This window comes from uncultured Streptococcus sp., from assembly GCF_963521865.1.
Taxonomy (GTDB): Bacteria; Bacillota; Bacilli; order Lactobacillales; family Streptococcaceae; genus Streptococcus.
This window is the reverse complement of record NZ_CAUQWY010000025.1, coordinates 1-26,375: the sequence shown is the minus strand read 5'-3', so window position 1 is coordinate 26,375 and position 26,375 is coordinate 1. Positions and strand designations below refer to the sequence as shown.

The window sequence follows — 26,375 nt, the reverse complement described above, 5'->3', positions numbered from 1 at the left end:
AAAGTTGCAAGGCTTCGTTTTAGTATGTTATACATAGACTACTCCTTTCTACATTATTTAAAAAGGTTGCTCTCTATCTATTCATGAAGATATTTTTAATCCCAAGTTCCAATGAGATAAGAAAATCCACTTACTACAGCTATTAAAAAATATTTCTCCTTTCCATATCAGTTTTATTTTCTGCTGTTATATTTTTATTATAATATTTCAAGAAAGCGCTGTCAACTATTTATATGCAATTTCTTTATATATGTAATTTCTTTATACAAAAAGACCGGATTGCTCCGATCTTTCAATAGTTCATATTCTCAATTTCTGTTTTTAAAAATAGCTAAGGTTAACGTCAAATGACTACGCGGCTGATTTCATACGATAAAAATCAAGCACTAGACCAGCAGGACCTTTAACTAATAAGGACTCTGTTCCCCAATCCGTTTCACAAGGATCGTGTAAAATCTCGACACCGATTTCTTTTAAACGTTGGTAAGTCTGATTTAAATCCTCAACCTCGATATGAAGAATGATTCCTGACTGAAAATCTTCCAAAGGAATCAAATGATTTTGGGACAACATCAGACAGTGACTGCCAATCGTAAACTGAGCAAAACTGTCGTCAACATAATCGGACTTTTTATCCAAAATACGCTCCAAGTCAGCACAGACTTGGGGAACATCTGAAACGATAATATCTAATTGATTTAAATTCATTTACTATCCTCCATAAAAAGACCGGATTGCTCCGATCTGTTTGATTCATAAAATGCAAAAATGAATAGCTTTTGTCAATTAATGGATTGATTAATCGTCAGTAAGCCGTGGTTAATTATTGCAGCAATATCTTCAAGACCATGCAAAATAAAAGTTCCTACAATCAAACCTATAATAATTGAACAGATAATCATGGTCATACAGATTAGATAAACATCCTTTTTTTGCATCTCTTTCCTCCTAACGAAATAAGAAAATCCACTTACTACAGCTATTTAAAAAATCTTTCTCCTTCCCATATCAGTTTTATTTTCTGCTGTTATGTTTTTATTATAAGATTTTGAGAAAACGCTGTCAACTATTTATATGCAATTGCCTTATATCAAAAAGACCGGATTGCTCCGATCTTTTCAAGTTCCGCTCTAAGAAAATCAAAGAATAAACAAGGCATCGAACCGCAGGCAGTACTGAAGTACGGCAAGGTGAAGATAACGCAGTTTACATTTGATTTTCGACGAGAGGAATTATTTAATTGCGCGTGATTGCAACCCTTCTTCTTCCAAGAAGAGACGGAATGGTACGAGTTCTTCTGCTTCGTATTTTTCCTTGAAGGCTTTGATTGCTTCTTCTGAGTGAAGTTTTGGATCCAATTCAAGTACTTCTACTGGAAGTGGACGGTGTGGAGTGATGCGAGCATCGATAACAATAGTTTTACCTTCTTTGTTCAATTTAACAGCTTCTGCAACAACTGCGTCGATGTCTTCGATACGGTTTACTGTAAATCCAACAGCTCCTTGAGCTTCAGCAATTTTAGCGTAGTCAGCGTTTGTGAAGTCACAACCAAACAAGTGTTTGTTTGTGTCTTCGTATTTGTCCTTGATGAAGGCATATTTATCATTTGAGAAGACAACGTTGATAACTGGAAGGTCGTATTGAACGTTTGTGATAACGTCTGGGTAGCACATGTTAAATGCTCCATCACCCATGATGTTCCATATTTGGCGATCTGGATTGTCTTTCTTAGCAGCGATACCACCAGGAAGGGCAATACCCATTGTCGCAAAGAGTGGAGATGTACGCCACATGTTCTTAGGTGTCATGTGAAGGTGACGAGTAGATGTTTGAGTAGTGTCACCTACGTCGATTGAGTAGATAGCGTCTTGATCAGCATGTTTGTTGATTGCATTGTAAACTTGATACAATTGCAATTCACCCTCAGTTTTACCTTCGAGTTTGTTCATGTAATCACGCCAGTTTTGGTTGTTCTTAACGTTTGCACGCCACCATGGAGTTGATTCAACTGGGTTTACTTTGTCAAGGATAGCTTTAGCTGCTTGACCTGCGTCACCAAGGATTGAAGCGTCTAGGGCATGACGTTTACCAAGTTTGTAAGGGTCGATATCCACTTGGATGAATTTTTCAGTGTTCTTGAATGCTTCGTAAACTTCAGCAAATGGGAAGTTTGAACCAAGGAAAAGAACTGTGTCTGCTTCAAAGACCACTTCGTTGGCTGGTTTCCAACCAACACGGTAAGCAGAACCTGTCAAACCTTCATAGTTCCATTCGAAAGCTTCAAAGTTTTTACCAGTTGTGATGATTGGTGCTTTGATTTTACGTGACAATTCAGTAATCACTTCACCAGCTTTCACACCACCGTAACCAGCATAGATAACTGGACGTTCAGCATTGTTCAAGATTTCAACAGCTTTGTCGATTTCAACTTCGTTCAAAGCAGGAGCGATGAATGAACGCTCGTATGAACCTGATCCGTAGTATGAGTTTTCGTCGATTTCTTGGAAACCGAAGTTTACTGGGATTTCAACAACAGCTGGACCTTTTTTAGAAACTGCAGCACGGCAAGCTTCGTCGATTACTTTTGGCAATTGCTCAGCGTAAGCTACACGTTTGTTGTATACAGCGATACCGTTGTACATTGGGTTTTGGTTCAATTCTTGGAAAGCATCCATGTTCAATTCGTTAACTGGACGTGATCCAAGGATCGCTAGGAATGGAGTGTTATCCATAGCTGCATCGTAAACACCGTTAATCAAGTGAGTCGCACCTGGACCACCTGAACCAACTGCAACCCCGATTGAGCCGCCGAATTTAGCTTGCATAACCGCTGCAAGAGCACCTGTTTCTTCGTGACGAACTTGCAAGAAACGGATATCTTTGTCTTCAGCCAAAGCGTCCATCAATGAGCTGAGTGTTCCTGATGGGATACCGTAGATTGTGTCTACGCCCCATGTTTTCAATACATTAAGCATTGCTGCAGATGCAGTAATTTTCCCTTGAGTCATAATGATAACTCTCCTTCAATTATTTTTAAATTTACTAAGAAGCATTCAGATAAATTATGAAAACGCTTTTAGTAAATTTATTACAATTCTAATTTACCACATTTAATTTTAGTTTACTAAGAATCTGCTCAGAAGTTTTTATTCTCTATTACAGTACAGTCTGAAAACGTTTTTAGTTTCTGTTTTATAATACTCAATGAAAATCAAAGAGTAAACTAGGAAGCTAGCCGCAGGTTGCTCAAAGCACAGCTTTGAGGTTGCAGATAAAGCTGACGTGGTTTGAAGAGATTTTCGAAGAGTATAAAAAGCGAGCAAGCCCGCTTTTAGTCTATTTTACTAAAGTTTAAGAGAAGGGAACTAGTCAGAACAGATACAGAACTAAATGCCATGGCTAGACCTGCCAGTTCTGGGTTAAGGGTCAGTCCAACACCTGAAAAGACTCCTGCTGCTATCGGAATTCCAACGACATTGTAGATAAAGGCCCAGAAAAGATTGAGTAGAATACGATTAAAAGTTTTCTTACTCATGTCAAAGGCACGTACCACTCCTAGAAGGTTATTAGTTGTCAACACCAAATCTGCTGACTCGATAGCGATATCTGTGCCAGCACCCATAGCAATTCCCACATCTGCTACACTGAGGGCAGGAGCATCATTGATACCGTCCCCAACAAAGGCTACTTTGCCAGCCGCTTGTAGTTTATGGATTTCATGGGCTTTTTCTTCTGGCAAGACACCTGCAATGACCTCTTCGATTCCGATCTGATCGGCAATAGCACGCGCCACACCTTCATTGTCTCCTGTCAGCATGACTGTTTTAAGACCTCGTTTTTTCAACTGACTGATGGCAAGCTTGGCATTTTCCTTGGGAATATCTTGCAAAGCAAGCAAGCCTTTGATTTCATTGTCAACAGCCAAGAACACAACTGTCTTAGCTTCTTTTTCCAGTTCTTCTAGTTTTTCTTGATAAATGCTAGAAATGTCCATACCATCCAGCATTTTAGCATTTCCAAGCAGAACTTGTTTTCCATTGATTTGCCCTGAGACACCTTTTCCGTGCAAGGCTTGGAAATTTTCAACAGTTTGAAACTCAAGTCCAGCTTCACTCGCTCGTTTCACAACGGCTTCAGCCAGTGGGTGTTGAGAAGCTTCTTCCAAGGAGGCTGCCAATCCAAGCACTTCTACTTCGTCGCCGATGATATCTGTGACCACAGGTTTCCCTTCCGTCAAAGTCCCTGTTTTATCAAAGACAATGGTTTGGACTTTCTGGATTTCCTGTAGAACCATTCCATTTTTGAGGAGAACTCCCATCTTGGCACTGCGACCTGTCCCCACCATAAGGGCTGTCGGTGTTGCGAGTCCCAAGGCACAAGGGCAGGCAATAATCAGAACTGCTACTCCATAGAGAAGCGAAGAGACAAAGCTCGCTCCAAGCATAACTACACTATCCCTGAGCAAGACGAACCAAATCCAAAAGGTCACAATCCCTAAAATGACAACTGCTGGGACAAAAATACCTGAAATTTTATCCGTCAAGTCCTGAATCGGCGCACGACTTGTCTGAGCTTTCTTTACAAAGTCCACAATCTGAGCCAAAACAGTCCCTGAACCAACTTTTTCTGCTCTAAAAACAAGTGTTCCACTATTATTGATGGTTGAACCAATGACGGTATCTCCAACTGTCTTGTCCACAGGCAGACTCTCACCTGTCACCATAGACTCATCAATACTAGAGATACCTTCTACTACGACACCATCAACCGCAATCTTTTCACCGGGACGCACTCGAATCAGGTCACCTACCTTGACTTGCTCCAAAGGGACTTGAACATAGCGTTCATCACGCAAGACTTCTGCAGTTTTAGCCTGCAAGTCAAGTAATTTCTCCACAGCTTGGGAAGTATTTTTCCGCATTTTCTCCTCAAAAACGGCTCCCATAAGAACGAAGAAGAAGATAAATGCAGCACTTTCAAAGTAAACGGGGAGGTCAGCGAAGAGGGCAACTAAGCTATAGAAATAGGCCACTAGGGTTCCCAGAGCAACCAAGGTATCCATGTTGGCATTGTGTTTTTTAAAGCTGGCCCAAGCGCTCTTGATATAAGGTCCGCCTGCTACTAGCATAATCGGCGTTGTGGCTAAAAAGGTGCCCCAACGCATGACTTGGTGACTAATTCCTCCTATCGACATCCCAATCATGAGAATCACAAGAGGCACAGTAAAGATACTAGTAATCCAAAAACGTTGCAAAAGGGATAGAGATTTTCGAGTCTTCTCAACGACTGTATAACTTCCCTTTTGCATCTTCATGCCACAAGAAAATTCATGTTGACCTAATTCTTGAGGGGTAAAACGAATTGTCTTCTCTTCATCCATGCCGATTGGTTCCAAGATGCCTTCTTCTTCAAACAGAATTTCCTTATAACAGTTTGAAGGTGTCACACGGTGAAAGGTAATCTCAGCAGGAACTCCTTTTTGCAGTTGAATGTGGGCTGGATGGTAGCCTTTGTCTGCCGTGATACGGATTTTTTGAACACCATTTTCAAGATTTGCTTTTATAATTTCAGTCATATCATTCTCCTATTCTACAATCATCTTGCCGTGCATCATATTCATGCCACAAGAGAAACCATACTCTCCAGCCTGCTCAGGCGTGATTTCCACTACATACTCTTCCCCCATAGGCAGGTCCGCATGTACACCAAAATCTGGAAAAACAATCTGATCCAGACAGGGTGAAGGATCCTTACGGTCAAAGACAATGCGGGCTGGCACTGATTTCTTGAGGATAATCAACTCAGGCGTATAGCCCCCCATGACCTCCACTCGAATCTCTTGGTAGCCGTTTTTTTGCTGGGCCTTTTGTCCAGATTTTTCAGGCTTTTTGAAAAACCAAAACAAGATAAACGCGATAAGGGCAATACAAATAATGGTTACAATAATATTCAACATGACGTCTCCTTTACATACAATTACATTTTACTTCTGTTACAGCGTTTGATTTCTTCTCAGAAATCACAGCTTCCAAGTCTTCCAAGTCAGCCTGAGTAAAATCACATTCAGTAATCAAATCAGCCAACAAGTTCTTAATCCTACGAGAACAAACCTTGTCCTTGATATCTTGGACAAGTAAATCCCGACTTTGGTCCAAAGTTAAAAGGGCTGAATAGACAAAGAACTTGCCTTCTTTTTTCCTTGTCAGACACTCTTTCTCAACCAAACGAGCCAAAAGAGTTTGAATGGTTGACTTGGACCAGTCGAACCGCTCCGCCAGAACCCTGATCAAATCCGTACTGGTCTGTTCGCCCTGCATCCAAATAATCTTCATGACCTGCCATTCTGCATCTGAAATCTGCATCATCACACCTCCTAAAATCTACATTTGTCAATCACAGTTATTAGTATACTTCAAAAATCTACATTTGTCAATTATAAAATTAATCTTTTCTTTGAAAAATTGAATTTTAATCATTTGATGAGAGATTTGCAGTCAAATCTTACTATATAAACTATAAAAATATGCTATACTAAAGAAAAAAGAAAACAACCACTAGGGGTGCGTAAAGCTGAGATTAACGACTGTTAGACCCTTTGACTCAATCTAGGTAATGCTAGCTGATGGAAGTGGAAATGATAATGGGGACTAGCAGTCTTCTATTGCCTTTCTGAAACAGACTAGCTTGTTCTTAAGAATACAAACTTCAGTTGGTTGGGAGGTTTTAGATGACTTATTTACCCGTTGCTTTGACCATTGCTGGGACTGACCCTAGTGGTGGTGCTGGCATTATGGCTGATTTAAAGTCGTTCCAAGCTAGAGATGTCTATGGAATGGCCGTTGTGACCAGTCTTGTCGCTCAAAATACCAGAGGTGTTCAGCTAATCGAACACGTTTCTCCTCAAATGTTGAAAACCCAATTGGACAGCGTCTTTTCGGATATCAAGCCCCAGGCTGTAAAAACTGGGATGTTGGCAACTACCGAAATCATGGAAATCATCCAACCCTATCTTAAAATGCTGGACTGTCCCTACGTCCTTGACCCTGTTATGGTCGCTACGAGCGGAGACACCCTGATTGATACCAGTGCCAGAACCTACCTAAAAACAAATCTACTTCCCCTTGCAACCATCATCACACCCAATCTTCCTGAGGCAGAAGAAATTGTTGGTTTTTCAATCCATGATCCCGAAGACATGCAACGTGCCGGTCGCCTGATTTTAAAAGAATTTGGTCCTCAGTCTGTGGTCATCAAAGGTGGTCATCTCGAAGGCGGTGCCAAAGACTTCCTCTTTACCAAGGATGAGAAATTTGTCTGGGAAAGCCCACGGATTCAAACCTGTCACACCCATGGTACTGGATGTACCTTTGCTGCAGTGATTACGGCTGAACTAGCCAAGGGTAAAACCCTTTATCAGGCAGTTGATAAGGCCAAGGCCTTTATCACAAAAGCCATCCAAGACGCCCCTCAACTCGGTCATGGTTCTGGCCCAGTCAACCATACAAGCTTTAAAGATTAAAAAAACTCTCTAGTTCCCACTTTAAGGGAATTAGAGAGTTTTTATACTTTTCAAAAATCTCTTCAAACGACGTCAGCTTTATCTGCAACCTCAAAGCTGTGTTTTGAACAACCTGCGACTAGCTTCCTAGTTTGCTCTTTGATTTTCATTGAGTATTAATTAGAAAATAATGTCATCCAACTTTGTCAAAAAGGCTTGCGTTTTTGCCTCTACATCTTCTGCCTGCATCAAATCACGCACTACAGCTACACCAGCTATACCCGTGCCGATAAGTTGGTCAATATTCTCTGATGTCAAGCCGCCAATAGCAACTACTGGAATGGCAACCCTTTGGCAAATTGTCTTCAAGGTTGAAATCAGGGTGATAGGCGCATTTTCCTTGGTGGTTGTTGGGAAAATGGCTCCTGTCCCCAAGTAATTCGCCCCTCCTTCTTCTGCCTCAAGGGCTCTTTTTACAGTTTTAGCTGTGACACCAAGGATTTTTTCAGGGCCCAAGACTTTGCGAGCTACCGAAACTGGTAATTCATCGTCTCCAATATGCAAACCTGCAGCATCAACCGCAAGACAGACATCCAAACGATCATCGATGATCAAGGGTACCTGATAGGCATCTGTTATTTCCTTGACTTGTTTTGCCAGTTGATAATATTGATTGGTTGTGAGATTTTTTTCTCGCAATTGGACTATGGTAACCCCTGAACGGCAAGCCGTCTCAATCTTTTCAAGAAAGCTTTCCACGGAATCTTGGTAGCGATTGGTTACCAGATATAGTCTAAGTGCTTCTCTATTCATAAACCTCTCCTTTGATAGCATCTAGCCAGTTTTCATCTCTTTTGAGGAGCGAAAGCTGATTGAGTACTTGGTAACGAAAATCTTCCAATCCCATTCCTTGAACAACTATTCTCTCAGCAGAGATATTGAGATAAGAGACCGCTAGACACGAAGCTACAAAGCCAGTCATTCCTTGGCTGACAAAAACAGCTGTTAAAGCTCCAACTAGGTCTCCTGTCCCTGTTATCCAATCCAATTCTTCACAACCATTTCCCAATACAGCAACCTGATTTTCTGAAACGATGAGGTCCTTGGGGCCAGTGACTAAGAATGACATACCTGGATAGGTCTGACACCAGTCTTTCAAGACTTGAAGTAAATCCTCAGTTTCTTGATCTTTAACACTCGCATCGACCCCAACGCCGTGGTGTTTTAAGCCAACAAGACTTCTGATTTCCGACATATTTCCTTTAAGGACCGTAGGTCTATAGTCTAAAAGGTCTCTGACTAAGCTCTTACGAATGGATGAAGCTGTTACGCCAACCGCATCTACTACCATTGGAAGAGAAACTTGAGCTGCATAAGAAGTTGCCATACGGATTGCTTTTTCCTTCTCAGCTGACAAATGCCCTAAATTGATGAAGAGTCCCTGGCTTTGCTTAGTAAAATCAAGAACCTCACGGGGATCATCTGCCATGACAGGTTTACATCCCAGAGCCAAAATCCCATTTGCCAATATCTCACAAGAAATTTCATTGGTAATGCAGTGAATGAGGGAAGTCGTTTCCAGAGGAAAGGGATTTGTAAATGCCTGCATCAGTCTATCCTTTCACCAAAGAAATATCCCTGCACTTTTTTAAAGAATTCCTGCTTGATTAAAAATCGAAAGGCAATAAAGGAAATCGCTGTACCGATTAAGGTTGCTCCGAAAAATCGAGGAGTGTAGATAAACCAGCTAAGCTTAGCAGCCGATCCTGTAAAGAGTACCATAACAGGATAGGAAACAATAGAACCAATAATACCTGTTCCCAAAATTTCTCCCAAGGCAGAAAAATAAAATTTTCGACCATACTGATAAAAGAGACCTGCTAGAAGGGCTCCAAAAGTCGCTCCTGTGAGAGCTAAAGGCGGAATCCCTTGAGTCGTCATACGGATAAAGGCTGTCACTGTAGCCATAGCCAAAGCATAAACAGGTCCCATCATGATTCCTGCTAAAATATTGACCACACTGGACATCGGTGCCATTCCCTCAATCCGAAAGATAGGCGTAAGGACTACATCAAGGGCAATCATCATGGATAAAATGGTTAATTTGTGAACTTGTAATTGGTGCTTTCTCATGTTTCTATTCTTCTCCTTTTTCTAAAGACTGTAAATCGCTCTTCCATGTCTGGTGTTGGTAGGCCATTTCCCAAAACTTAGCTTCCATATGAACACTGATGTGGAAGGCATCTAGCATTTTTTTCTTGTCTGTCTCGTCACTTTCTCGATAGAGTTGATTGACCAGCACTCCCTCCTCTCTGATCTGCTGCTCTAACTCATCCGTAATATAAGTTTCAATCCATTGTTGGTAGAGAGGATTTGGTGATGGTTTAAGATTAAGTGATTTGCCTATATCATGATATAACCAAGGACAAGGCAGCAAACTTGCAAAGGCAATGGCTAGATTTGCTTCTTCAAATTGCCGATAAATATGCGAAACATAATGATAACAGGTTGGAGCAATTGGTTGTCGCTCCATTTCCTCATCATTAATTTTCAATTCCTTGAAAAACTGTTGGCGGATAAATAATTCCCCTTCTACTAAACTCTGAGCATTTTGTTTCAAAAGTCTCTTCATCTCTGGGTTTGAAGTTTTTTCAGCCAAGATATCATAGGCTTTTGAAAAAGCATTTAAGTAGTAGGCATCCTGTATCAAGTAGTAACGGAAAATGGACGGGTCTAAATTTCCCTTTTGTAACTGCAAAACAAAGGGGTGCCTAAAGGAAGCCTGCCAGGACTCCCTCGATATTTCCATTGCAATATCTGTAAATTCCATAATAACTCCTTTATAAAAATAGACTGGTTTGAAGCAATAAAAAGAAAAGCAGGTAGATTAATTTTGTTTTTTTAGAAATATAAAAGATCCGATAGCTATTATCCACCTGTGCATGTTCGTCATATCCATGCGCCGACAGAGCTCTCAGGTAAAGATGGCGCCACCTAAAGACTGTCATCAGGACCTTGCTGTAAATCAAGGGAGACCAAACATGTAGTTCTTGACCGCGTAATAAGCAAGCTTCTTTGAGGGACTTGATTTCTTGCTGAATGAGGGGGAAAGAATTGAATACCACAATCAAGGCATAGGCCCAAGAGCGTGATAACCCCTTTTGAGCCAAGTACAAGAGAAGCTCTTTTAGGGAAATAGAGGAAACAAAGACAAGGCCGATACAAACTGTCACAAAGGCCCTCGTTCCAAGCATGACTGCCTGCGAAGCATCTCCATGTAACTGAACTGCCCAGTAGTTAGCCAAAGATGGCAAAATGGCGAGCAGAATCATCCAAGCCAATACTTTAAATCGCCGGTAATAGAGCATAAAGAGAATACAAAATGCGACTACCGAAAGATTCAGAGCAATCGAAGGAATGAAAGATGTTTCCAAGGATAAAATCAGCAAGAAGAGACTGATAATCGGTGTCTGGGTTGCTACTTTGACCATACTATCTCACCTCCCTTTGAGCATTGCTACTCTGAGATGTGAGTGGTTTGGTAATTGTCACTTCTTTCACATGACTGAGACCCTGACTAGTCATCTCAATCCAATAATCAACCACAGAGATCAAGGGATCTAAACGATGGCTAATGAGCAGAAAACTTCTTCCTTGATTTCTATCCTCCACAATCCACTGACAAAAATAATGGCAAGCTCTATCATCCAAACCTGCAAAAGGTTCATCTAGTAAAATCACAGAAGCCTTGCTGGTCAAGATGGTCAAGAGCTGAAGAATCTTTTGCTGACCACCACTTAATTGATAAGGACTCTTATCAAGCACCCGCTCCAGATCAAAATATCGTAAAGCTTGGAAAATTCGTTGATTTCTTTCAGAATCAGCTCCATCTAATTGAAGTTCCTCTCGCAGACTGACTCGGATAAACTGCTTCTCAGCTTCCTGAACAACACCCGTTAGGTCACGATACAAACTCTTTTTCTTTTTCAGGACTGTCCCCTTCCAGGTAATGCGCCCCTTATACTTTTGAAATTGAAGAATAGACCGAAAGAGAGTTGATTTCCCAACACCATTATCACCCAGGATACAGGAAATCCCTTGGTAGAATGTAAAATCAGCATTCGAAAAGAGGGAGCGATTCCCCAGCTCACAAGTCATACGGTCCATATGGAATAGTTCTGGGCTAGAAGCAACTTCCTTTGAAGCAACCTGTGTCATCTCAGAGGAAGGGATTTGAAACACTTCTCTTAGTTGTCCGTCTCTTAGTTCCACCATATGGTCGATATAGGATTCATAGTCCGTCAAATCATGGTCGCATAAAATAACTGTCTTCCCATTAGAGGCCAACTCTTTTAGAATCTCCAATATCTCTAACCTGCTCTTGCGGTCAATGGAAGCAAAAGGCTCATCCAAGAGATAGACCCTAGGATTCATAGCAAAGAGAACAGCCAAAGCAGCCTTTTGCTTTTCTCCACCTGATAAGTGATGAATTGGACGGTGCAAGATCGCCTTGCAGCGGCATTGCTGGACAACCTCTGCTATTTTAGAATCAATTTCCTGAACGGGATTCCCAATATTTTCCAAGGTAAAAATCAGCTCCTCAAACAAGTTCTCCATGGTAAATTGATGATTGGGATTTTGAAAGAGAATCCCAACCGTCTGGACACGTTCGACGATAGAAAGCTGACTGATCTCACTCCCATCTATCAGGACTTGACCGCTATAGGGAAGAGAAATGACTTGAGCAATCATTTGAAAGAGACTCGATTTTCCTGAACCACTGCTCCCAACTAACAAGGTAAAGGCTTGCGCATGAAAAGTAAAATCAAGCGGCTCAGAGAAGATTGGGGACTGAATCGCTCGTAGTTCCAGCCCCATCTATGCCTTGCCCCCAGCTGCAAACTGATGATAAAGTTTGACAATGGCACGAACCAAGATAGTACAGAAGAAAAAGACAGAAATAAAGCGCACTACAAGCAAGGAAAGGACAAAAGGAAGGGAGAAGGCGTAGTAACCTAACTTAATGTATTCATAGACAAAGCTAACAAGCGTAATCCCAATACTATTGGCAGTTAGAGAGAGCCAACTTTCATAGCGATTCTTGGTTACGATAAAACCAAGTTCACTTCCCAAACCTTGAACCAATCCAGACAAAAGGGCACCTAGACCGAATTGGCTACCATAAAGGACTTCAGCAAGCGCAGCTAGCACTTCTCCAATCGTTGCGCTTCCCACTCTTGGAACAAAGATGGCAGCAATGGGGGCAGCCATACACCAGAGACCAAAGAGGATTTCATTGGCAAAGGCCTGTAAACCAAGAGGGGCTAAAATCAGAGTGAGGATATCAAACAGATAACCTGAACCCACAAAAACGCCACCAAAAAAGATAGACAAGAAAGCAAGTAAAATAACATCTTTTAACTGCCATTTTTTCAACATAAAAAAACTCCTTTTTTAAAGAAAAGTGGGGCATTCAATGTGAGCTACCTAAATACTTTGTATCATCTTCATCCAGTTTCGTAAAAGAAAAAACTCTAATTACAGATAGGAATTAGAGTTCAGCTTACAAGATTAGATGGTTAGTTTCTATAAATACAAAACCATTTCACATTTCCCTTCGCCAGTCTTAACTGTATCAGGTTCAATGGGTATCATCTCAGCCTAAAGCACCCCAAATGTCTTTATTATTTAATTATATAAATATTATAACAAACGATTTTTTCCAGTTCAAGAAATTGAACTGGAAATACAGCCTTGCACTCAAAAAGACAGCAGATCTTTCTTTGGTTAGATAGATACCTATTGTTCACTCATTTCTAGAACAGTTTTTTCTATATTTTTTGCATACGATATTGCTGAAATGATTGAAACACCATCCATATTGGTCTGTATAATGTCTTTAATATGCTGCGTCTGTATCCCACCAATTGCAACTAAGGGCATTTGTGGCAATAGTTTTCTCATCAATTTAAGACCTTCATAACCTATAGCGCCACCAGCATCATCTTTTGACTGGGTATCAAATACAGGACCAACACCAACATAATCGACATATTCAACTTTTGATTGTTGAAATTCTTCCTCGTTTTTTATAGAAAGACCAATTATTTTATCTGGCATCAATTTTCTAATTTCATCAACACCGAGATCATTCTGCCCTACATGTACGCCATCAGCGTCAATTTCCATTGCCAAATCAATATCATCATTAACAATAAATAGAACATTGTATTTTTTACAAAGATCCTGTAGTTTTATTGCTAATTCGACTTTTTCTTTACCTTCTAGGGCTCCCTCACCCTTTTCACGGAATTGAAATAAGGTTATACCACCTTTTAAGGCTTCCTCAACGACCGTATATAGATCCTTTCCTTGGCAAGTAGTCGTTCCACAAATAAAATATAGTTTTAGTAATTCTTTATGAAACATCTTACTTCACTCTTTTGAATTCCTTTACATCTTCATCTGTAATCTCGTATAAGGCATTTATAAATTCAACTTTAAATGTTCCAGGAAGATGTCCATTTGGACGTTTTTCTGCCATTTCTCCAGCGATATTATAAACCAACATTGCTGTTTCTAATGATTTCAATTCTTGACCTTTTTCAAGTCCGATAAAGCTTGCTACTACAGCACCTAATAAACATCCTGTCCCAATAACTTTTGGCATCATGGCACTACCATTATGAATCGTTACCACTTCTCCATTTACCGCAATAGCATCCACTTCACCTGTTACTATTATAGGAATATTGAACTTCTCATTTGCTGCTAGAGCAATTTCGTCAATATTATCTACGCCTGCACTATCTACTCCTTTAGATGCCACATTTATTCCCACTAAAGAAGCAATCTCTCCAGCATTTCCTCTAATCGCTGCGAGTTTGTAATTGTTGATTAGATCATCTGCTACTTTTTTTCTATATTCTCCTGCTCCACAAGCTACAGGATCTAAAACTGCTGGGACATTATATTTCTCTGCAATTTTCAGAGCAGCTTGGTATAATTTCCAATTTTCATCTGTCAATGTTCCTATGTTTATTAATAAACCACCAGCATACTTTAACAAATCCTCTAAATCTGCTGGAAACTCACTCATGGCTGGTGATGCACCCAGTGCTACTAATCCATTTGCTGTAAAGTTTTTTACAACATCATTGGTGATACAGATTACCAATGGTGCTTTTTCTTTTAATAATTTTAAACTTGTCATATTGAAATCCTTCCTTTTCACTTTATACGATCTACTGATTTCGATTTATCTCTATCTTTCGTTAAGAAATTTTTTTCATTTACCATTTACATTGAATGATTTACCTCATCAAATTTGTAAATATCCTAAACTTTCTCTATGCGTCATAGCCAATATCAAAAAAGGCTAATTCTAAAGCGACCGCTTGATTCCAGCGTTCCTGAAGTTCTGTCAAATCTTCTCGACCTTTTCCGACACGATTGAGTTCGTCAACCAGAAATTGAACCCACTCTGCAAAGAAAGGACCTCTGTGGAGATTGATCCATTCCGAATGAATATAGGATTCAGGTAGAGCCAAATCTTTAGAACCCCAGTCTACATAGAGACCTTCTGCAATAACCAGCATGACCAAAAGATGAGCGTAGTCTGATGATGATACAGCAGAATACATCAGATCCTGAAAGGCTTTTGTTACAGGGTGCAAGTCCGCTTCTAGATAGTCATTCTCAGATACTTTTAACTCTTTGAAAGCCTTCTGGAAATAACCATCTTCGTCTGCTTCAAGAAAGCCTAGTTGCTTGGCAAAACGAAGCTTGGATTCAAGCTGGTCTGCGTGGGCTACGCAAGAACCCAGCATGGATAAGAAGGCATCAAAGAAGTGATAATCTTGAATCAGGTAGTCTTTTAAGACCTTATTCTCAATTGTCCCCGCAAAAAGTTCCTTAACAAAACGATGATTGATTGCAGCCTGCCAATCCTTCTGACTGCTTTTTAATAATTCTCCAACAATCAAACCTGGCTCAAATGCATAGTCTTGTGTTTCCATATTTACTTCTCCTCTCTTTACTCATTAGTAATTAATAAAACACCAAGAAATACCAAGCAAAATCGTAATTCCACTTGATCCTTTTAAAGAACATCGAGGGCATTTGCAGAGAGATACCTAATACTCTTCGAAAATCTCTTCAATCCACGTCAGCTTCGCCTTGCCGTACTCAAGTACAGCCTGCGGCTAGCTTCCTAGTTTGCTCTTTGATTTTCATTGAGTATAAACAAGCCTATCCAGTTTTATATAAACAAAAAAACTCCAATTACAATCAAGAATTAGAGTTTAGCTTACAAGATTAGATCGTTCATTTCGACATACGAAAAAAACTGTTCACATTTCCCTTCGCCAGTCTTAACTGTATCAGGTTCAATGGGTATCATCTCAGCCTAAAGCACCCCAAATGTCTTTATTATTTAATTACTGCACCAGTATAGCAAAAAATGAAAGCCCTAGCAAGATATTTGATTAGAAAATATATTTATATTGTTTTTAATGGTGATTTATTCTTCCTATAGACGAAGAAAAACCTCCACATTATGTGGAGGCAATCTCTTTTATCAATACAACTTTAAGTCACGAGGGTCAACTGGGAAGGTTGGGTTGTATGGGTTGTATGGGTTGTGACGAAGTTTGAAGTTTTTGACATCCTCAATGGTCTGAGTTCCAGACAATTGCATGACTGTCTTCAATTCTGCATTCAAGTGTTCAAAGACTTGGCGTACACCGACACTACCACCAAGAGCCAAGCCATAGATAACCGGGCGACCAATAGCTACCAAGTCTGCTCCTGAAGCCAAGGCTTTAAAGACGTGTTGACCACGACGAATACCTGAATCAAAGACAATTGGCACACGTTTGTCAACTGCTTCTGCTACTTCTTGAAGTGAATCAAAGGCAGCTGGCCCACCGTCGATTTGACGGCCACCGTGGTTGGTTACCCAGATACCAGAAGCTCCCGCAGCAAGCGAACGTTCAACGTCCTCACGGCATTGTGGTCCCTTGACATAAACAGGAAGTCCTGAGTATTCAGCAATAAATTCTACATCACGTGGAGACAAACGTTGTTTAGCTGATTTGTAAACAAAGTCCATTGATTTACCAGCACCTTCTGGCAGGTATTCTTCAACAATCGGCATGCCAACTGGAAAGACAAAACCATTACGCTTGTCCACCTCACGATTGCCTCCTACAGTCGCATCTGCCGTCAAAACAATCGCTTTATAACCTTCAGCCTTCACACGGTCCATGATGTGGCGATTGATTCCGTCATCTTTACTAAAGTAAAATTGGAACCAATGAGGTGTCCCTTGAAGGGCCTCCGTAATTTCTGGAAGGTCGACAGTAGAGTAGGAACTGGTTGTATAGAGGGAACCAAACTCATGCACACCACGCGCAGTCGCCACTTCACCCTGTTCGTTTGCTAATTTATGAGCCGCAACAGGCGCCATGATGATTGGTGAAGACAATTTTTCACCTGCAAATTCAATCTCTGTACTTGGATTTTCAACATTGCAAAGCGTATGCGGAACGATGAGTTTGTGGTTAAAGGCGCGAATATTCTCACGCAAAGTGAAAGTATCTTCCGCCCCACTAGCGATATAGCCAAATGCTGCTTTAGGAATCACTTGTTGCGCCATTGGCTCCAAATCATAGGTATTGATGAAATCTACATGACCTTCTGCATTGCTTGTTTTGTATGACATAAAATGCCCTCCTTAATAAGTAAGCGTTTACTTTGTATATTACAAAAATATCTTAACTCTTTTTTCAAAACTTTTCAAATATTCTGTTTGGAAATTTCAGAAATTTTAGGACTATGATAAAAAATCCTTATAACGACAATAAAAAATACATATTATCCAAAGAAGATTTTAAGTGCTACAATAACTGTAATCTTTCTAGATAGGAGGTTCTATTTTTGGATTGGTCCATTGTTGAACAATATCTACCACTATATCAAAAGGCATTCTTTCTGACCTTGCATATTGCAGTTTGGGGAATTTTGGGATCCTTTCTGCTCGGTTTAATCGTTAGTATCATCCGGCATTATCGAATTCCTATTTTGGCACAAGTAGCGACAGCCTACATTGAATTGTCACGTAATACGCCCCTTTTGATTCAACTCTTCTTTCTCTACTTCGGACTTCCCCGAATCGGGATTGTCCTATCTTCAGAAGTCTGTGCCACTTTAGGACTGGTCTTTTTAGGAGGCTCCTATATGGCAGAATCTTTCCGAAGTGGGCTGGAAGCCGTCAGTCAAACCCAGCAGGAAATTGGATTAGCTATCGGTCTGACACCTCTACAGGTCTTTCGCTATGTGGTTCTTCCGCAAGCAACAGCGGTGGCCCTACCGTCTTTTAGTGCCAATGTCATTTTCCTCATCAAGGAAACCTCTGTTTTCTCAGCAGTGGCTTTGGCCGACCTCATGTACGTTGCCAAGGACTTGATTGGACTCTATTATGAGACAGACATTGCGCTAGCTATGTTGGTAGGTGCTTATCTGATGATGCTGCTACCCATCTCACTGGTCTTTAGCTGGATAGAAAGGAGGCTCCGCCATGCAGGATTCGGGAATCCAAGTACTCTTTCAGGGAAATAATCTCCTGAGAATCTTACAGGGATTGGGCGTTACGATTGGGATATCCATCCTGTCTGTCCTCTTATCTATGATGTTCGGAACAGTCATGGGAATCATCATGACCTCCCATTCTAGAATCATACGATTTTTAACACGACTGTATCTGGAATTTATCCGTATCATGCCCCAGCTGGTGCTACTCTTCATCGTTTATTTCGGCTTGGCTCGAAACTTTAATATTAATATCTCAGGTGAGACTTCAGCTATTATCGTTTTCACCCTCTGGGGAACAGCTGAAATGGGGGACTTGGTTCGTGGAGCCATCACTTCCCTCCCTAAACATCAGTTTGAAAGTGGACAGGCGCTAGGCTTGACAAATGTTCAACTTTACTACCACATCATCATCCCACAGGTTTTGAGAAGACTGCTACCGCAGGCCATCAACCTTGTCACTCGGATGATCAAAACCACTTCCTTGGTTGTCTTGATTGGGGTAGTTGAAGTAACCAAGGTCGGACAACAAATCATCGATAGCAATCGTCTGACTATCCCAACTGCTTCCTTTTGGATTTATGGAACCATTCTAGTCTTGTATTTCGCAGTCTGCTTCCCTATCTCCAAACTATCCACTCACTTAGAAAAACATTGGAGGAACTAAATGTCTGAAACTATCTTAGAAATCAAGGAACTCAAAAAATCCTTCGGAGACAATCCCATCCTCCAAGGACTATCCCTACAAATCAATAAAGGGGAAGTTGTCGTCATTCTAGGACCCTCTGGCTGTGGGAAAAGTACCCTCCTTCGTTGTCTCAATGGCTTAGAAAGTATTCAAGGTGGAGATATCCTGCTAGATGGTCAGTCTATCGTTGAAAATAAAAAAGACTTTCACCTAGTTCGCCAAAAGATTGGCATGGTCTTTCAAAGCTATGAACTCTTTCCCCATCTGGATGTCCTACAAAACCTCATCCTAGGTCCTATCAAGGCCCAGGGACGCGACAAGAAGGAAGTAACGGAAGAAGCTTTGCAACTGCTGGAGCGTGTCGGATTGCTGGATAAACAACATAGCTTTGCCCGTCAATTATCTGGTGGACAGAAGCAACGGGTTGCAATTGTCCGTGCCCTCCTCATGCATCCAGAAATCATCCTTTTTGACGAAGTGACGGCTTCGCTGGATCCAGAAATGGTGCGTGAGGTGCTGGAACTTATCAATGATTTGGCCCAAGAAGGCCGTACCATGATTTTAGTAACTCATGAAATGCAGTTTGCTCAAGCTATTGCCGATCGGATTATCTTCCTCGACCAAGGGAAAATTGCTGAAGAAGGAACGGCTCAAGCCTTCTTCACAAATCCACAAACCAAACGAGCCCAGGAATTTTTAAACGTCTTTGACTTTAGCCAATTTGGCTCATATCTATAAAGGAGATTCTTATGAAACTATTCAAACCACTCTTAACTGTTTTGGCTCTTGCCTTTGCCCTAATCTTTGTCACAGCTTGTAGCTCAGGTGGAAATGCTGGTTCATCATCTGGCAAAACTACTGCCAAGGCTCGCACAATCGATGAAATCAAAAAAAGCGGTGAACTACGAATCGCCGTGTTTGGAGATAAGAAACCTTTTGGTTACGTTGACAATGATGGTTCTTACCAAGGTTACGATATCGAACTTGGGAACCAACTGGCCCAAGACCTTGGTGTCAAGGTTAAATACGTTTCCGTCGATGCTGCCAACCGTGCTGAATACTTGATTTCAAACAAGGTAGATATTACCCTTGCCAACTTTACAGTAACTGACGAACGTAAGAAACAAGTTGATTTTGCCCTTCCATACATGAAAGTTTCTCTGGGTGTCGTATCACCTAAGACTGGTCTCATTACAGACGTCAAACAACTTGAAGGTAAAACTTTGATTGTCACAAAAGGAACGACTGCTGAAACTTATTTTGAGAAAAATCACCCAGAAGTAAAACTCCAAAAATACGACCAATACAGCGACTCTTACCAAGCCCTTCTTGACGGACGTGGAGATGCCTTCTCTACCGACAATACTGAAGTTCTAGCTTGGGCGCTTGAAAACAAAGGATATGAAGTAGGAATTACTTCTCTTGGTAATCCAGATACCATTGCGGCAGCAGTTCAAAAAGGCAACCAAGAATTGCTAGACTTCATCAATAAAGATATTGAAAAATTAGGTAAGGAAAACTTCTTCCACAAGGCCTATGAAAAAACACTTCACCCAACCTACGGTGACGCTGCTAAAGCAGATGACCTTGTTGTTGAGGGCGGAAAAGTTGACTGATACTCTTCGAAAATCTCTTCAAACCGCGTCAGCTTTATCTACAACCTCAAAGCCGTGTTTTGAGCAACCTGCGGCTAGTTTGCTTTTTGATTTTCATTGAGTATAAGATACAATAACATCACAAAAAGAAATCAGGTAATCCTAGTGACTACCTGATTTTTCTATGTTTTAGGCATTTTGCCAATTTTCTTGGTCTTCTTTAAAACGTTTAAGGAGATCAAGTCCTTCTGGCGTAATGTAACCTTCTTCTTGGGCTAGGTGAATGAGCTCACTGTAGTTAGAAAGCGTCACAAGTTTGACACCTGCATCTGAGAAGTTCTTATCCGCTTTTGGCAATTGGTAGCTGAAAATCGCTACTACACCAAGCACATCTGCTCCTTCGCGTTTAGCTGCTGCTACGGCCTCGAGAACAGAACCACCTGTTGAAATCAGGTCTTCAACCACTACCATTTTTTGACCTTGAGCTACACGGCCTTCGATTTGGTTACCAGCTCCGTGGTCTTTTGGTTTGCTACGGATGTAGGCAAATGGCAGATTCATCTTGTCAGCAATAATAGCTCCGTGTGGAATCCCTGCTGTCGCAGTTCCTGCAATCACTTCTACCTCAGGAAAGGCTTCTTTGATAGCTTCCACAAAGCCATTTTCAATTAGTGTACGAGTTTCAGGATAGGCTAGCGTCACACGATTATCAGTATAAATCGGTGACTTGATACCAGATGCCCAAATGAAAGGCTCCTCTGGTTTGAGGTAAACGGCTTGAATTTTCAAGAGGTGGCTAGCGATATCTTTAGCAAGTGTCATGGTATTCTCCTTTTATTTTTCTAATCTAGTTCTTTAATTCCAGTCCTGTGTCCATTCATCCTTGATGGCATGATAAGCTGCAACAGGATCCTCAGCTTGAGTAATGGGACGTCCCACTACGATATAGTCACTACCGATTTGATAGGCATCCGCTGGCGTCATCACGCGTTTTTGGTCTCCAACCGCAGCTCCCTGTGGACGAATTCCTGGCGTTAAACAGATAAAATCTGGTTTGGTAGCCTGCTTGATGTGTTCCACTTCCTGAGCTGAGCAAACGACACCATCTAATCCCGCTTCAGCTGTCTTCTTAGCATAATGAATGACAGACTCTTGCAGGCTGGTTTGAATATTTTGAAAATCCTGCATCTGGGCTTCCGACGTTGAGGTCAACTGAGTGACAGCAATCAATTTTGCTTGACTTCCAAGACCTTCACGCGCAGCCTTCATCATCTCTACACCACCAGCCGCATGAACATTAGTCATATCCACACCAAGCTGAGATAAGACCTTCATAGCTGACTTGACTGTATTGGGAATATCATGAAGTTTGAGATCCAAAAAGACACTGTGACCCAGACCTTTCAAGTAAGATACAATCTCAGGCCCCGTTGCGTAATAAAGCTCCATCCCTACCTTTAGATAAAGGCTTTCTTCTGCTGGGAAAAGAGCTAAAAATTCCTTGACCGCCTCAAAACTAGGAAAATCAAGAGCAATGACTGGACGATGTTCTCGCATAGGTTTCTCCTTTTACCTTTGCTAGTGAGAGAGTCTGGGCAACAGAAGCCACGAAAAAAGGAACCTGCCAACAGCAAGGTTCCACGAAAAATGGGTAGTCTCCACCCTTTCACCGTCTAACCTTAGCTGCCTCTCTGGACTGCTTTAAAGGTTTTCTATTATTCTATTATTTCTACTAGCACTTGTCAAGTAAAAACATGGCAACGTATGTGTCGTGATTTTTGAGAAATCCTAAATTTCCATATAAATACATGCAGATACACGAAAGGGCTGAACATATAATTATATGCTATCTACATTTCTCAAAACTCTAGACACTTACCATGGCAACTAAAGAGCTATAGAAGAAAAGCTAAACCTAGCGACGCGATGAACGCTGATTTGTTTGATTTCGATTGCCCTCTTCCTCCAGCTTTTTCTTCTCTTCTTCCAATTTATTCTGCTGTTCTTCCAGTCTTTTCTTCTCTTCCTCTTTCTGCTTCTTCTCAGCTTCTTTAGCCTCTTGTTTGGCTTTTTCCTCAGCCTCCATAATTAATTTATCCGCTACAGTGTAGCTGTAAATTCCAGCTTCCATGTCAATCACACTCGGTTCTGACAATTGAGGCTTAATCTTACTGTAATATGGCAATTTCTTACTCATTTCAGATAGAGGAACCAAGACTTCGTCCGAATCATTCATGGTCAATCGAATTAAATCTGAAGTCACCTTGCTTGGGGCTAGTTCCACCTTCTGGATAGCAGCCTTGAGTTCTGGGCTAATTTGAGCAAGTTCTGACGTAAAGGTTTTGATTTGTTCGCTGTCATTAAAGAGAACAGACAAATAAGTTTCTGGTAAACTGACCAGGCTCACAGAACTAGTCTCAAGCTGACCACTGGAAAGAATAGGATAATGATTTTCACCAGAAATATAGTAGGCCACAATATCATATTCCTTGACCTTGATAGTGAACTTGGTTGGAAATTGATAGACAAGTTGAGCTGATTCAACCCAATAGTTAGACTTAATCTGCTCTTCATATTTTGCCTTATCTAGCAGAAGATTAATCGTATAATCCGAATCCTGAATGCCTGAAGCTTGTCGAATATCATCATCCGTAGTTTGCACCGTTCCCTCAACACGAATATCCTTCATGGTCGCATAAGGACTGAGCAGGTAGGCAGAGACAATCAATAAAAGCAGACTTGGAAATAAAATCGTTAGAGCTCGCAAGATATGGATGGCAGGAATTTTCGGTTTAGCCGATTTCTTCTTTACAAGTTTTTTCTCTCTTTTTTTATCCTGTCCTTCGTTCTCTGTAGACTTTGATTTCTCTTTGGATACTTCTTTTTTGATCTCTTCTGAATCTTCTGCTTTTTCTTTAGCATCTTCCTTAGCTGATTCTGGGTCCTTTGGATCAGATTCACTCTCTCGGTCCTCAGTTTCATCTGACTCTTCAGATTTTGAAGCCATTCGAGCTTGTCTTTCCTTTTCCTTCTCCTCAGCTAGGGCCGCCTCTTCCTCAGCCTTCTTTTTTAGATATTCTTGGTTTCGTTTCTGCCATTCTGATAACTCTTTCAATTCTTCGAGGATTTCTTTGCCCTCATTTTTCTTATCTTTTGACATTTACTTTCCTTATGATAAATCTTTTTTCAATAATTGATAAAAATCTGCTAGAGATTTCAATTCCTTAGAAGCCTTCATCTTCGCTTGATAGTCTTCCTTGTGACTTAGTAAGTGAGAAAGCTTCTCTTCTAAACTGTCCAAGGTCAAATCACTTTCTTGAAGCTCTTCTGCATAGCCTTTTTTTACAAAGTAGGCTGCGTTCTCAATCTGGTCTCCACGACTAGCTTCCCGACCAAGCGGCACAATAACATGTAATTTTGCCATGGCCAAGAGCTCAAAAATCGTATTGGCACCACCTCGTGTCACAACAATATCAGCCAATTCCATCAGGGGTTGATAGAGATTGGTCACATAGTCAACACGAAAGAGATTTTGACTCAACTCATTCAAGCTAGAATCTCCAGTTAAATTGATAATATTGTAGCGCTCTGTCAGTTCTTTCTTATAGTCTGTCACCAATTGGTTAAAGACACGAGCACCTGCAGAACCGCCGACAAACAATACAGTTGGCAATTGGGGATTAAAGTGGGTTTGAATATCCACCAATTCATCGGGTTCTAGAGTTTTTTGGTCTGAAACCTTGGTCACTGCTCCCACATGCTCAACCTTAGACAAACTTGAAGCTTGCTCAAAGGTTGAATACATCTTGGTCGCAAATTTATAGGCGATTTTATTGGCCAAGCCCATGGACAAGTCAGATTCGTGAATAAAGACAGGCACTCCTGACACACGCGCAGCGATAACAGGCGGTACTGAGACAAAGCCTCCCTTTGAAAAAAGAGCCTGTGGACGAAGTCGCAACATGATAAAGAGAGATTGGACAATTCCCCAACCAACTTTAAAGACATCCAGCATATTTTGCCAAGAGAAATAGCGACGCAATTTTCCAGTCGCAATGGAGTGGAAGGTAACATCTAGACCCGACTTGAGGATTTCTTGGTGTTCGATACCACGTTTATCCCCAATATAGTGGACTTCCCAGCCATCTTCGATGAACTTGGGCATCAACAAAAGGTTGAGGGTCACGTGTCCAACCGTCCCCCCACCTGTAAAGATAATTTTTTTCATATTATTCCTTTAACTCCGCTACTGTGTCGATAAAGAGGTCGCCACGTACTTCAAAGTTAGCATACATATCCCAGCTGGCATTGGCCGGACTGAGAAGAACCACGTCTCCTTGAGTCGCAAGCTCGTAGGCCTTGCGGGTCGCATCTGCAATATCAGTCGCATCCACATATGCCACACCAGACTTGTCTGCTGCCCGTTTAACACGTTCGGCAGACTGGCCCAGGATGACCATCTTCTTGAGTCCAGTAATGTCTGGCACCAATTCGTCAAACTCATTCCCGCGGTCCAAACCACCTGCAATCAAGATGACCTTGCTGTTGTCAAATCCTGACAAGGCTTTTTGGGTAGCCAAGATATTGGTTGACTTGCTATCATTATAGAACTTAACACCCTGAATTTCATCCACAAATTGAAGACGGTGTTTGACACCACCGAAAGCTGAAAGAGTTTCCTTGATGGTTTGGTTGTCTACACCACGGAGCTTGGCTACAGCAATAGTCGCAAGGGCATTGTCTACATTGTGGCTACCTGGAACTCCGATTTCGCTAGCTGCCATGACCACTTCTCCACGGAAGTAGAGCTGACCATCTTCCAGATAAGCTCCATCAATCTTTTCAAGTGTTGAGAATGGTACAACGGTAGCCTGTGTTTTTCTTGCCAATTCCTTTGCCAAGTCTTGGTTAAAGTTTAAGACAAGGAAATCAGCTGCTGTCATCTTGTTCTGGATATTCCACTTGGCATCCACATATGCTTCAAAAGAACCATGGTAATCAATATGAGTTGGCATGAGGTTGGTAATAACCGCAATCTCTGGATGAAATTCTTGCACACCCATCAGTTGGAAAGAAGAAAGTTCCATGACAAGCGTGTCCTCATCTGATGCAGTTTGGGCCACTTGACTAGCTGGATAGCCGATATTCCCTGATAAGAGACCATGTTGGCCAGCAGCAGTCAAAACTTCCCCAATCATAGTCGTTGTGGTTGTTTTACCATTTGAACCTGTGATACCGATAATTGGCGCTTCTGAAATCAAGTAAGCCAATTCCACCTCAGTCAAGACTGGAATTCCCTTTGCCAAAGCCTTTTCAATCATGGGATTGCTGTAGGGGATACCTGGATTTTTCACCATAAGAGCAAACTCTTCATCCAAGAGTTCCAAAGGATGGCCACCTGTGATAACCTTGATCCCTTCTTCCAGCAAACTTTGGGCAGCTGGATTGTCCTCGAAAGGTTTTCCGTCATTTACTGTCACAATGGCACCTAGCTTGTCCAACAAACGAGCTGCAGATTCACCAGACTTAGCCAAACCTAAAACAAGGACTTTCTTATTTTTAAATTGATCTATTACTTTCATGTCTCAAACTCCATTTCTACTCTTACTATTTTACCATTTTTATGGAAATAAAAAAGCCACAAAGTGTGTTTGTGACTCTTTCTTCTAACTGATACTCTTCGAAAATCAAATTCAAACCACGTCAGCTTCGCCTTGCCGTATATATGGTTACTGACTTCGTCAGTTTCATCTACAACCTCAAAGCAGTGCTTTGAGCAACCTGCGGCTAGCTTCCTAGTTTGCTTTTTGATTTTCATTGAGTATGAATCTCGCCATATCATCTATGTGATAAATCGGTAACTCGAATGACTTGGTCCACTTGCTCCCAAATGAGAGGATTGTGGGTCGCAATAATAATAGTTCGATTCGGATTTTTCAAAGATTCTAGGATAGAAAGTAATTCCTCAGAGTTTTTGGGGTCTAAGGAAGCGGTTGGTTCATCT

General features: G+C 41.2%; 29 protein-coding genes and 3 riboswitches. Of the genes, 5 read left to right on the top strand and 24 right to left on the bottom strand.

Annotated elements, in window-relative coordinates; all coding sequences use genetic code 11:
* Positions 1–351 precede the first annotated feature (351 nt).
* From RWO85_RS07380 to RWO85_RS07355, 6 genes are all read right to left on the bottom strand, one after another.
* On the bottom strand, positions 352–708 hold the full coding sequence (locus RWO85_RS07380) for a VOC family protein (protein ID WP_314415033.1): 357 nt from the start codon (positions 706–708) through the stop codon (positions 352–354).
* 74 nt (positions 709–782) lie between these two features.
* Positions 783–938, bottom strand: coding sequence for a hypothetical protein (locus RWO85_RS07375; RefSeq protein WP_314415031.1), 156 nt, complete (start codon positions 936–938; stop codon positions 783–785).
* A gap of 294 nt (positions 939–1,232) precedes the next feature.
* On the bottom strand, positions 1,233–3,008 hold the full coding sequence (gene spxB, locus RWO85_RS07370; RefSeq protein ID WP_314415029.1) for a pyruvate oxidase: 1,776 nt from the start codon (positions 3,006–3,008) through the stop codon (positions 1,233–1,235).
* Positions 3,009–3,331: 323 nt separating this feature from the next.
* Positions 3,332–5,575, bottom strand: coding sequence for a heavy metal translocating P-type ATPase (locus tag RWO85_RS07365; protein ID WP_314415027.1), 2,244 nt, complete (start codon positions 5,573–5,575; stop codon positions 3,332–3,334).
* A gap of 9 nt (positions 5,576–5,584) precedes the next feature.
* Positions 5,585–5,956 (bottom strand): cupredoxin domain-containing protein, encoded by a 372-nt coding sequence (locus RWO85_RS07360; RefSeq protein ID WP_000932059.1) that lies wholly within the window; start codon positions 5,954–5,956, stop codon positions 5,585–5,587.
* Between the two features lie 10 nt (positions 5,957–5,966).
* The gene (locus RWO85_RS07355; RefSeq protein ID WP_314415037.1) at positions 5,967–6,362 is read right to left on the bottom strand and encodes a CopY/TcrY family copper transport repressor; all 396 of its coding nucleotides are present in this window, start codon (positions 6,360–6,362) and stop codon (positions 5,967–5,969) included.
* Positions 6,363–6,546: 184 nt separating this feature from the next.
* A riboswitch (TPP riboswitch) is annotated at positions 6,547–6,644 on the top strand.
* 83 nt (positions 6,645–6,727) lie between these two features.
* Here RWO85_RS07355 and thiD point away from each other — a divergent pair.
* A complete protein-coding gene (thiD, locus tag RWO85_RS07350; RefSeq protein ID WP_314415025.1) occupies positions 6,728–7,519 on the top strand; it encodes a bifunctional hydroxymethylpyrimidine kinase/phosphomethylpyrimidine kinase in 792 nt (263 codons plus the stop codon).
* 159 nt (positions 7,520–7,678) lie between these two features.
* Here the strand turns inward: thiD and thiE (RWO85_RS07345) are convergent, their stop codons facing one another.
* The 11 genes from thiE (RWO85_RS07345) to lctO form a co-directional block, all read right to left on the bottom strand.
* Complete coding sequence (gene thiE / locus RWO85_RS07345; RefSeq protein WP_314415024.1) at positions 7,679–8,311, bottom strand: thiamine phosphate synthase; 633 nt, start codon at positions 8,309–8,311, stop codon at positions 7,679–7,681.
* On the bottom strand, positions 8,304–9,107 hold the full coding sequence (locus RWO85_RS07340) for a hydroxyethylthiazole kinase (protein WP_314415022.1): 804 nt from the start codon (positions 9,105–9,107) through the stop codon (positions 8,304–8,306). Before RWO85_RS07340 ends, thiE (RWO85_RS07345) begins: the two co-directional genes overlap by 8 nt.
* Positions 9,107–9,631, bottom strand: coding sequence for an energy coupling factor transporter S component ThiW (gene thiW, locus RWO85_RS07335; protein WP_314415021.1), 525 nt, complete (start codon positions 9,629–9,631; stop codon positions 9,107–9,109). The genes RWO85_RS07340 and thiW overlap by 1 nt, the downstream gene beginning before the upstream one ends.
* Before the next feature lie 4 nt (positions 9,632–9,635).
* Complete coding sequence (tenA, locus tag RWO85_RS07330; protein ID WP_314415020.1) at positions 9,636–10,328, bottom strand: thiaminase II; 693 nt, start codon at positions 10,326–10,328, stop codon at positions 9,636–9,638.
* 10 nt (positions 10,329–10,338) lie between these two features.
* Positions 10,339–10,989 (bottom strand): energy-coupling factor transporter transmembrane component T, encoded by a 651-nt coding sequence (locus RWO85_RS07325; protein ID WP_314415018.1) that lies wholly within the window; start codon positions 10,987–10,989, stop codon positions 10,339–10,341.
* 1 nt (position 10,990) lies between these two features.
* Positions 10,991–12,376, bottom strand: coding sequence for an ABC transporter ATP-binding protein (locus RWO85_RS07320; RefSeq protein WP_314415016.1), 1,386 nt, complete (start codon positions 12,374–12,376; stop codon positions 10,991–10,993).
* On the bottom strand, positions 12,377–12,937 hold the full coding sequence (locus tag RWO85_RS07315; protein ID WP_000915275.1) for an ECF transporter S component: 561 nt from the start codon (positions 12,935–12,937) through the stop codon (positions 12,377–12,379). It lies immediately after the preceding gene.
* Between the two features lie 156 nt (positions 12,938–13,093).
* Positions 13,094–13,182, bottom strand: a riboswitch (TPP riboswitch).
* A gap of 115 nt (positions 13,183–13,297) precedes the next feature.
* Complete coding sequence (gene thiE / locus RWO85_RS07310; RefSeq protein WP_314415014.1) at positions 13,298–13,927, bottom strand: thiamine phosphate synthase; 630 nt, start codon at positions 13,925–13,927, stop codon at positions 13,298–13,300.
* Position 13,928: 1 nt separating this feature from the next.
* Positions 13,929–14,711 (bottom strand): hydroxyethylthiazole kinase, encoded by a 783-nt coding sequence (thiM, locus tag RWO85_RS07305; protein ID WP_020900141.1) that lies wholly within the window; start codon positions 14,709–14,711, stop codon positions 13,929–13,931.
* A 136-nt stretch (positions 14,712–14,847) separates the two neighbouring features.
* Entirely contained in the window at positions 14,848–15,516 is a 669-nt protein-coding gene (locus tag RWO85_RS07300) for a TenA family protein (RefSeq protein ID WP_314415012.1), read from the bottom strand.
* Between the two features lie 323 nt (positions 15,517–15,839).
* Positions 15,840–15,928: riboswitch (TPP riboswitch) on the bottom strand.
* 148 nt (positions 15,929–16,076) lie between these two features.
* Positions 16,077–17,222, bottom strand: coding sequence for an L-lactate oxidase (gene lctO, locus RWO85_RS07295; RefSeq protein WP_314415011.1), 1,146 nt, complete (start codon positions 17,220–17,222; stop codon positions 16,077–16,079).
* Between the two features lie 215 nt (positions 17,223–17,437).
* Here lctO and RWO85_RS07290 point away from each other — a divergent pair, with 215 nt between their 5' ends.
* From RWO85_RS07290 to RWO85_RS07275, 4 genes are read left to right on the top strand one after another with little or no spacing between them, the layout of a single operon-like run.
* Positions 17,438–18,118: an amino acid ABC transporter permease gene (locus RWO85_RS07290; protein WP_314415009.1), complete on the top strand. Its 681-nt coding sequence runs from the start codon at positions 17,438–17,440 to the stop codon at positions 18,116–18,118.
* Positions 18,078–18,755: an amino acid ABC transporter permease gene (locus RWO85_RS07285; RefSeq protein ID WP_001154146.1), complete on the top strand. Its 678-nt coding sequence runs from the start codon at positions 18,078–18,080 to the stop codon at positions 18,753–18,755. The genes RWO85_RS07290 and RWO85_RS07285 overlap by 41 nt, the downstream gene beginning before the upstream one ends.
* Entirely contained in the window at positions 18,756–19,514 is a 759-nt protein-coding gene (locus tag RWO85_RS07280) for an amino acid ABC transporter ATP-binding protein (protein WP_060627880.1), read from the top strand.
* Positions 19,515–19,525: 11 nt separating this feature from the next.
* The gene (locus RWO85_RS07275) at positions 19,526–20,392 is read left to right on the top strand and encodes a cysteine ABC transporter substrate-binding protein (RefSeq protein WP_314415008.1); all 867 of its coding nucleotides are present in this window, start codon (positions 19,526–19,528) and stop codon (positions 20,390–20,392) included.
* A 168-nt stretch (positions 20,393–20,560) separates the two neighbouring features.
* Here the strand turns inward: RWO85_RS07275 and pyrE are convergent, their stop codons facing one another.
* The 7 genes from pyrE to RWO85_RS07240 form a co-directional block, all read right to left on the bottom strand.
* Entirely contained in the window at positions 20,561–21,193 is a 633-nt protein-coding gene (gene pyrE / locus RWO85_RS07270; RefSeq protein WP_314415005.1) for an orotate phosphoribosyltransferase, read from the bottom strand.
* A gap of 33 nt (positions 21,194–21,226) precedes the next feature.
* Positions 21,227–21,928 (bottom strand): orotidine-5'-phosphate decarboxylase, encoded by a 702-nt coding sequence (gene pyrF, locus RWO85_RS07265; protein WP_314415004.1) that lies wholly within the window; start codon positions 21,926–21,928, stop codon positions 21,227–21,229.
* Between the two features lie 358 nt (positions 21,929–22,286).
* Positions 22,287–23,531 carry a cell division protein FtsQ/DivIB gene (locus RWO85_RS07260; protein WP_314415002.1) on the bottom strand — a complete coding sequence of 415 codons (1,245 nt, stop codon included), beginning with the start codon at positions 23,529–23,531 and terminating at the stop codon, positions 22,287–22,289.
* A 9-nt stretch (positions 23,532–23,540) separates the two neighbouring features.
* A complete protein-coding gene (locus tag RWO85_RS07255) occupies positions 23,541–24,599 on the bottom strand; it encodes a UDP-N-acetylglucosamine--N-acetylmuramyl-(pentapeptide) pyrophosphoryl-undecaprenol N-acetylglucosamine transferase (RefSeq protein ID WP_314415001.1) in 1,059 nt (352 codons plus the stop codon).
* A 1-nt stretch (position 24,600) separates the two neighbouring features.
* Positions 24,601–25,953: a UDP-N-acetylmuramoyl-L-alanine--D-glutamate ligase gene (gene murD / locus RWO85_RS07250; RefSeq protein WP_314415000.1), complete on the bottom strand. Its 1,353-nt coding sequence runs from the start codon at positions 25,951–25,953 to the stop codon at positions 24,601–24,603.
* Positions 25,950–26,189: a hypothetical protein gene (locus RWO85_RS07245; RefSeq protein WP_081103194.1), complete on the bottom strand. Its 240-nt coding sequence runs from the start codon at positions 26,187–26,189 to the stop codon at positions 25,950–25,952. Before RWO85_RS07245 ends, murD begins: the two co-directional genes overlap by 4 nt.
* A gap of 20 nt (positions 26,190–26,209) precedes the next feature.
* Positions 26,210–26,375, bottom strand: a 166-nt coding sequence (locus RWO85_RS07240) for an AAA family ATPase (protein WP_314415035.1), incomplete at its 5' end; no start/stop codon positions are given.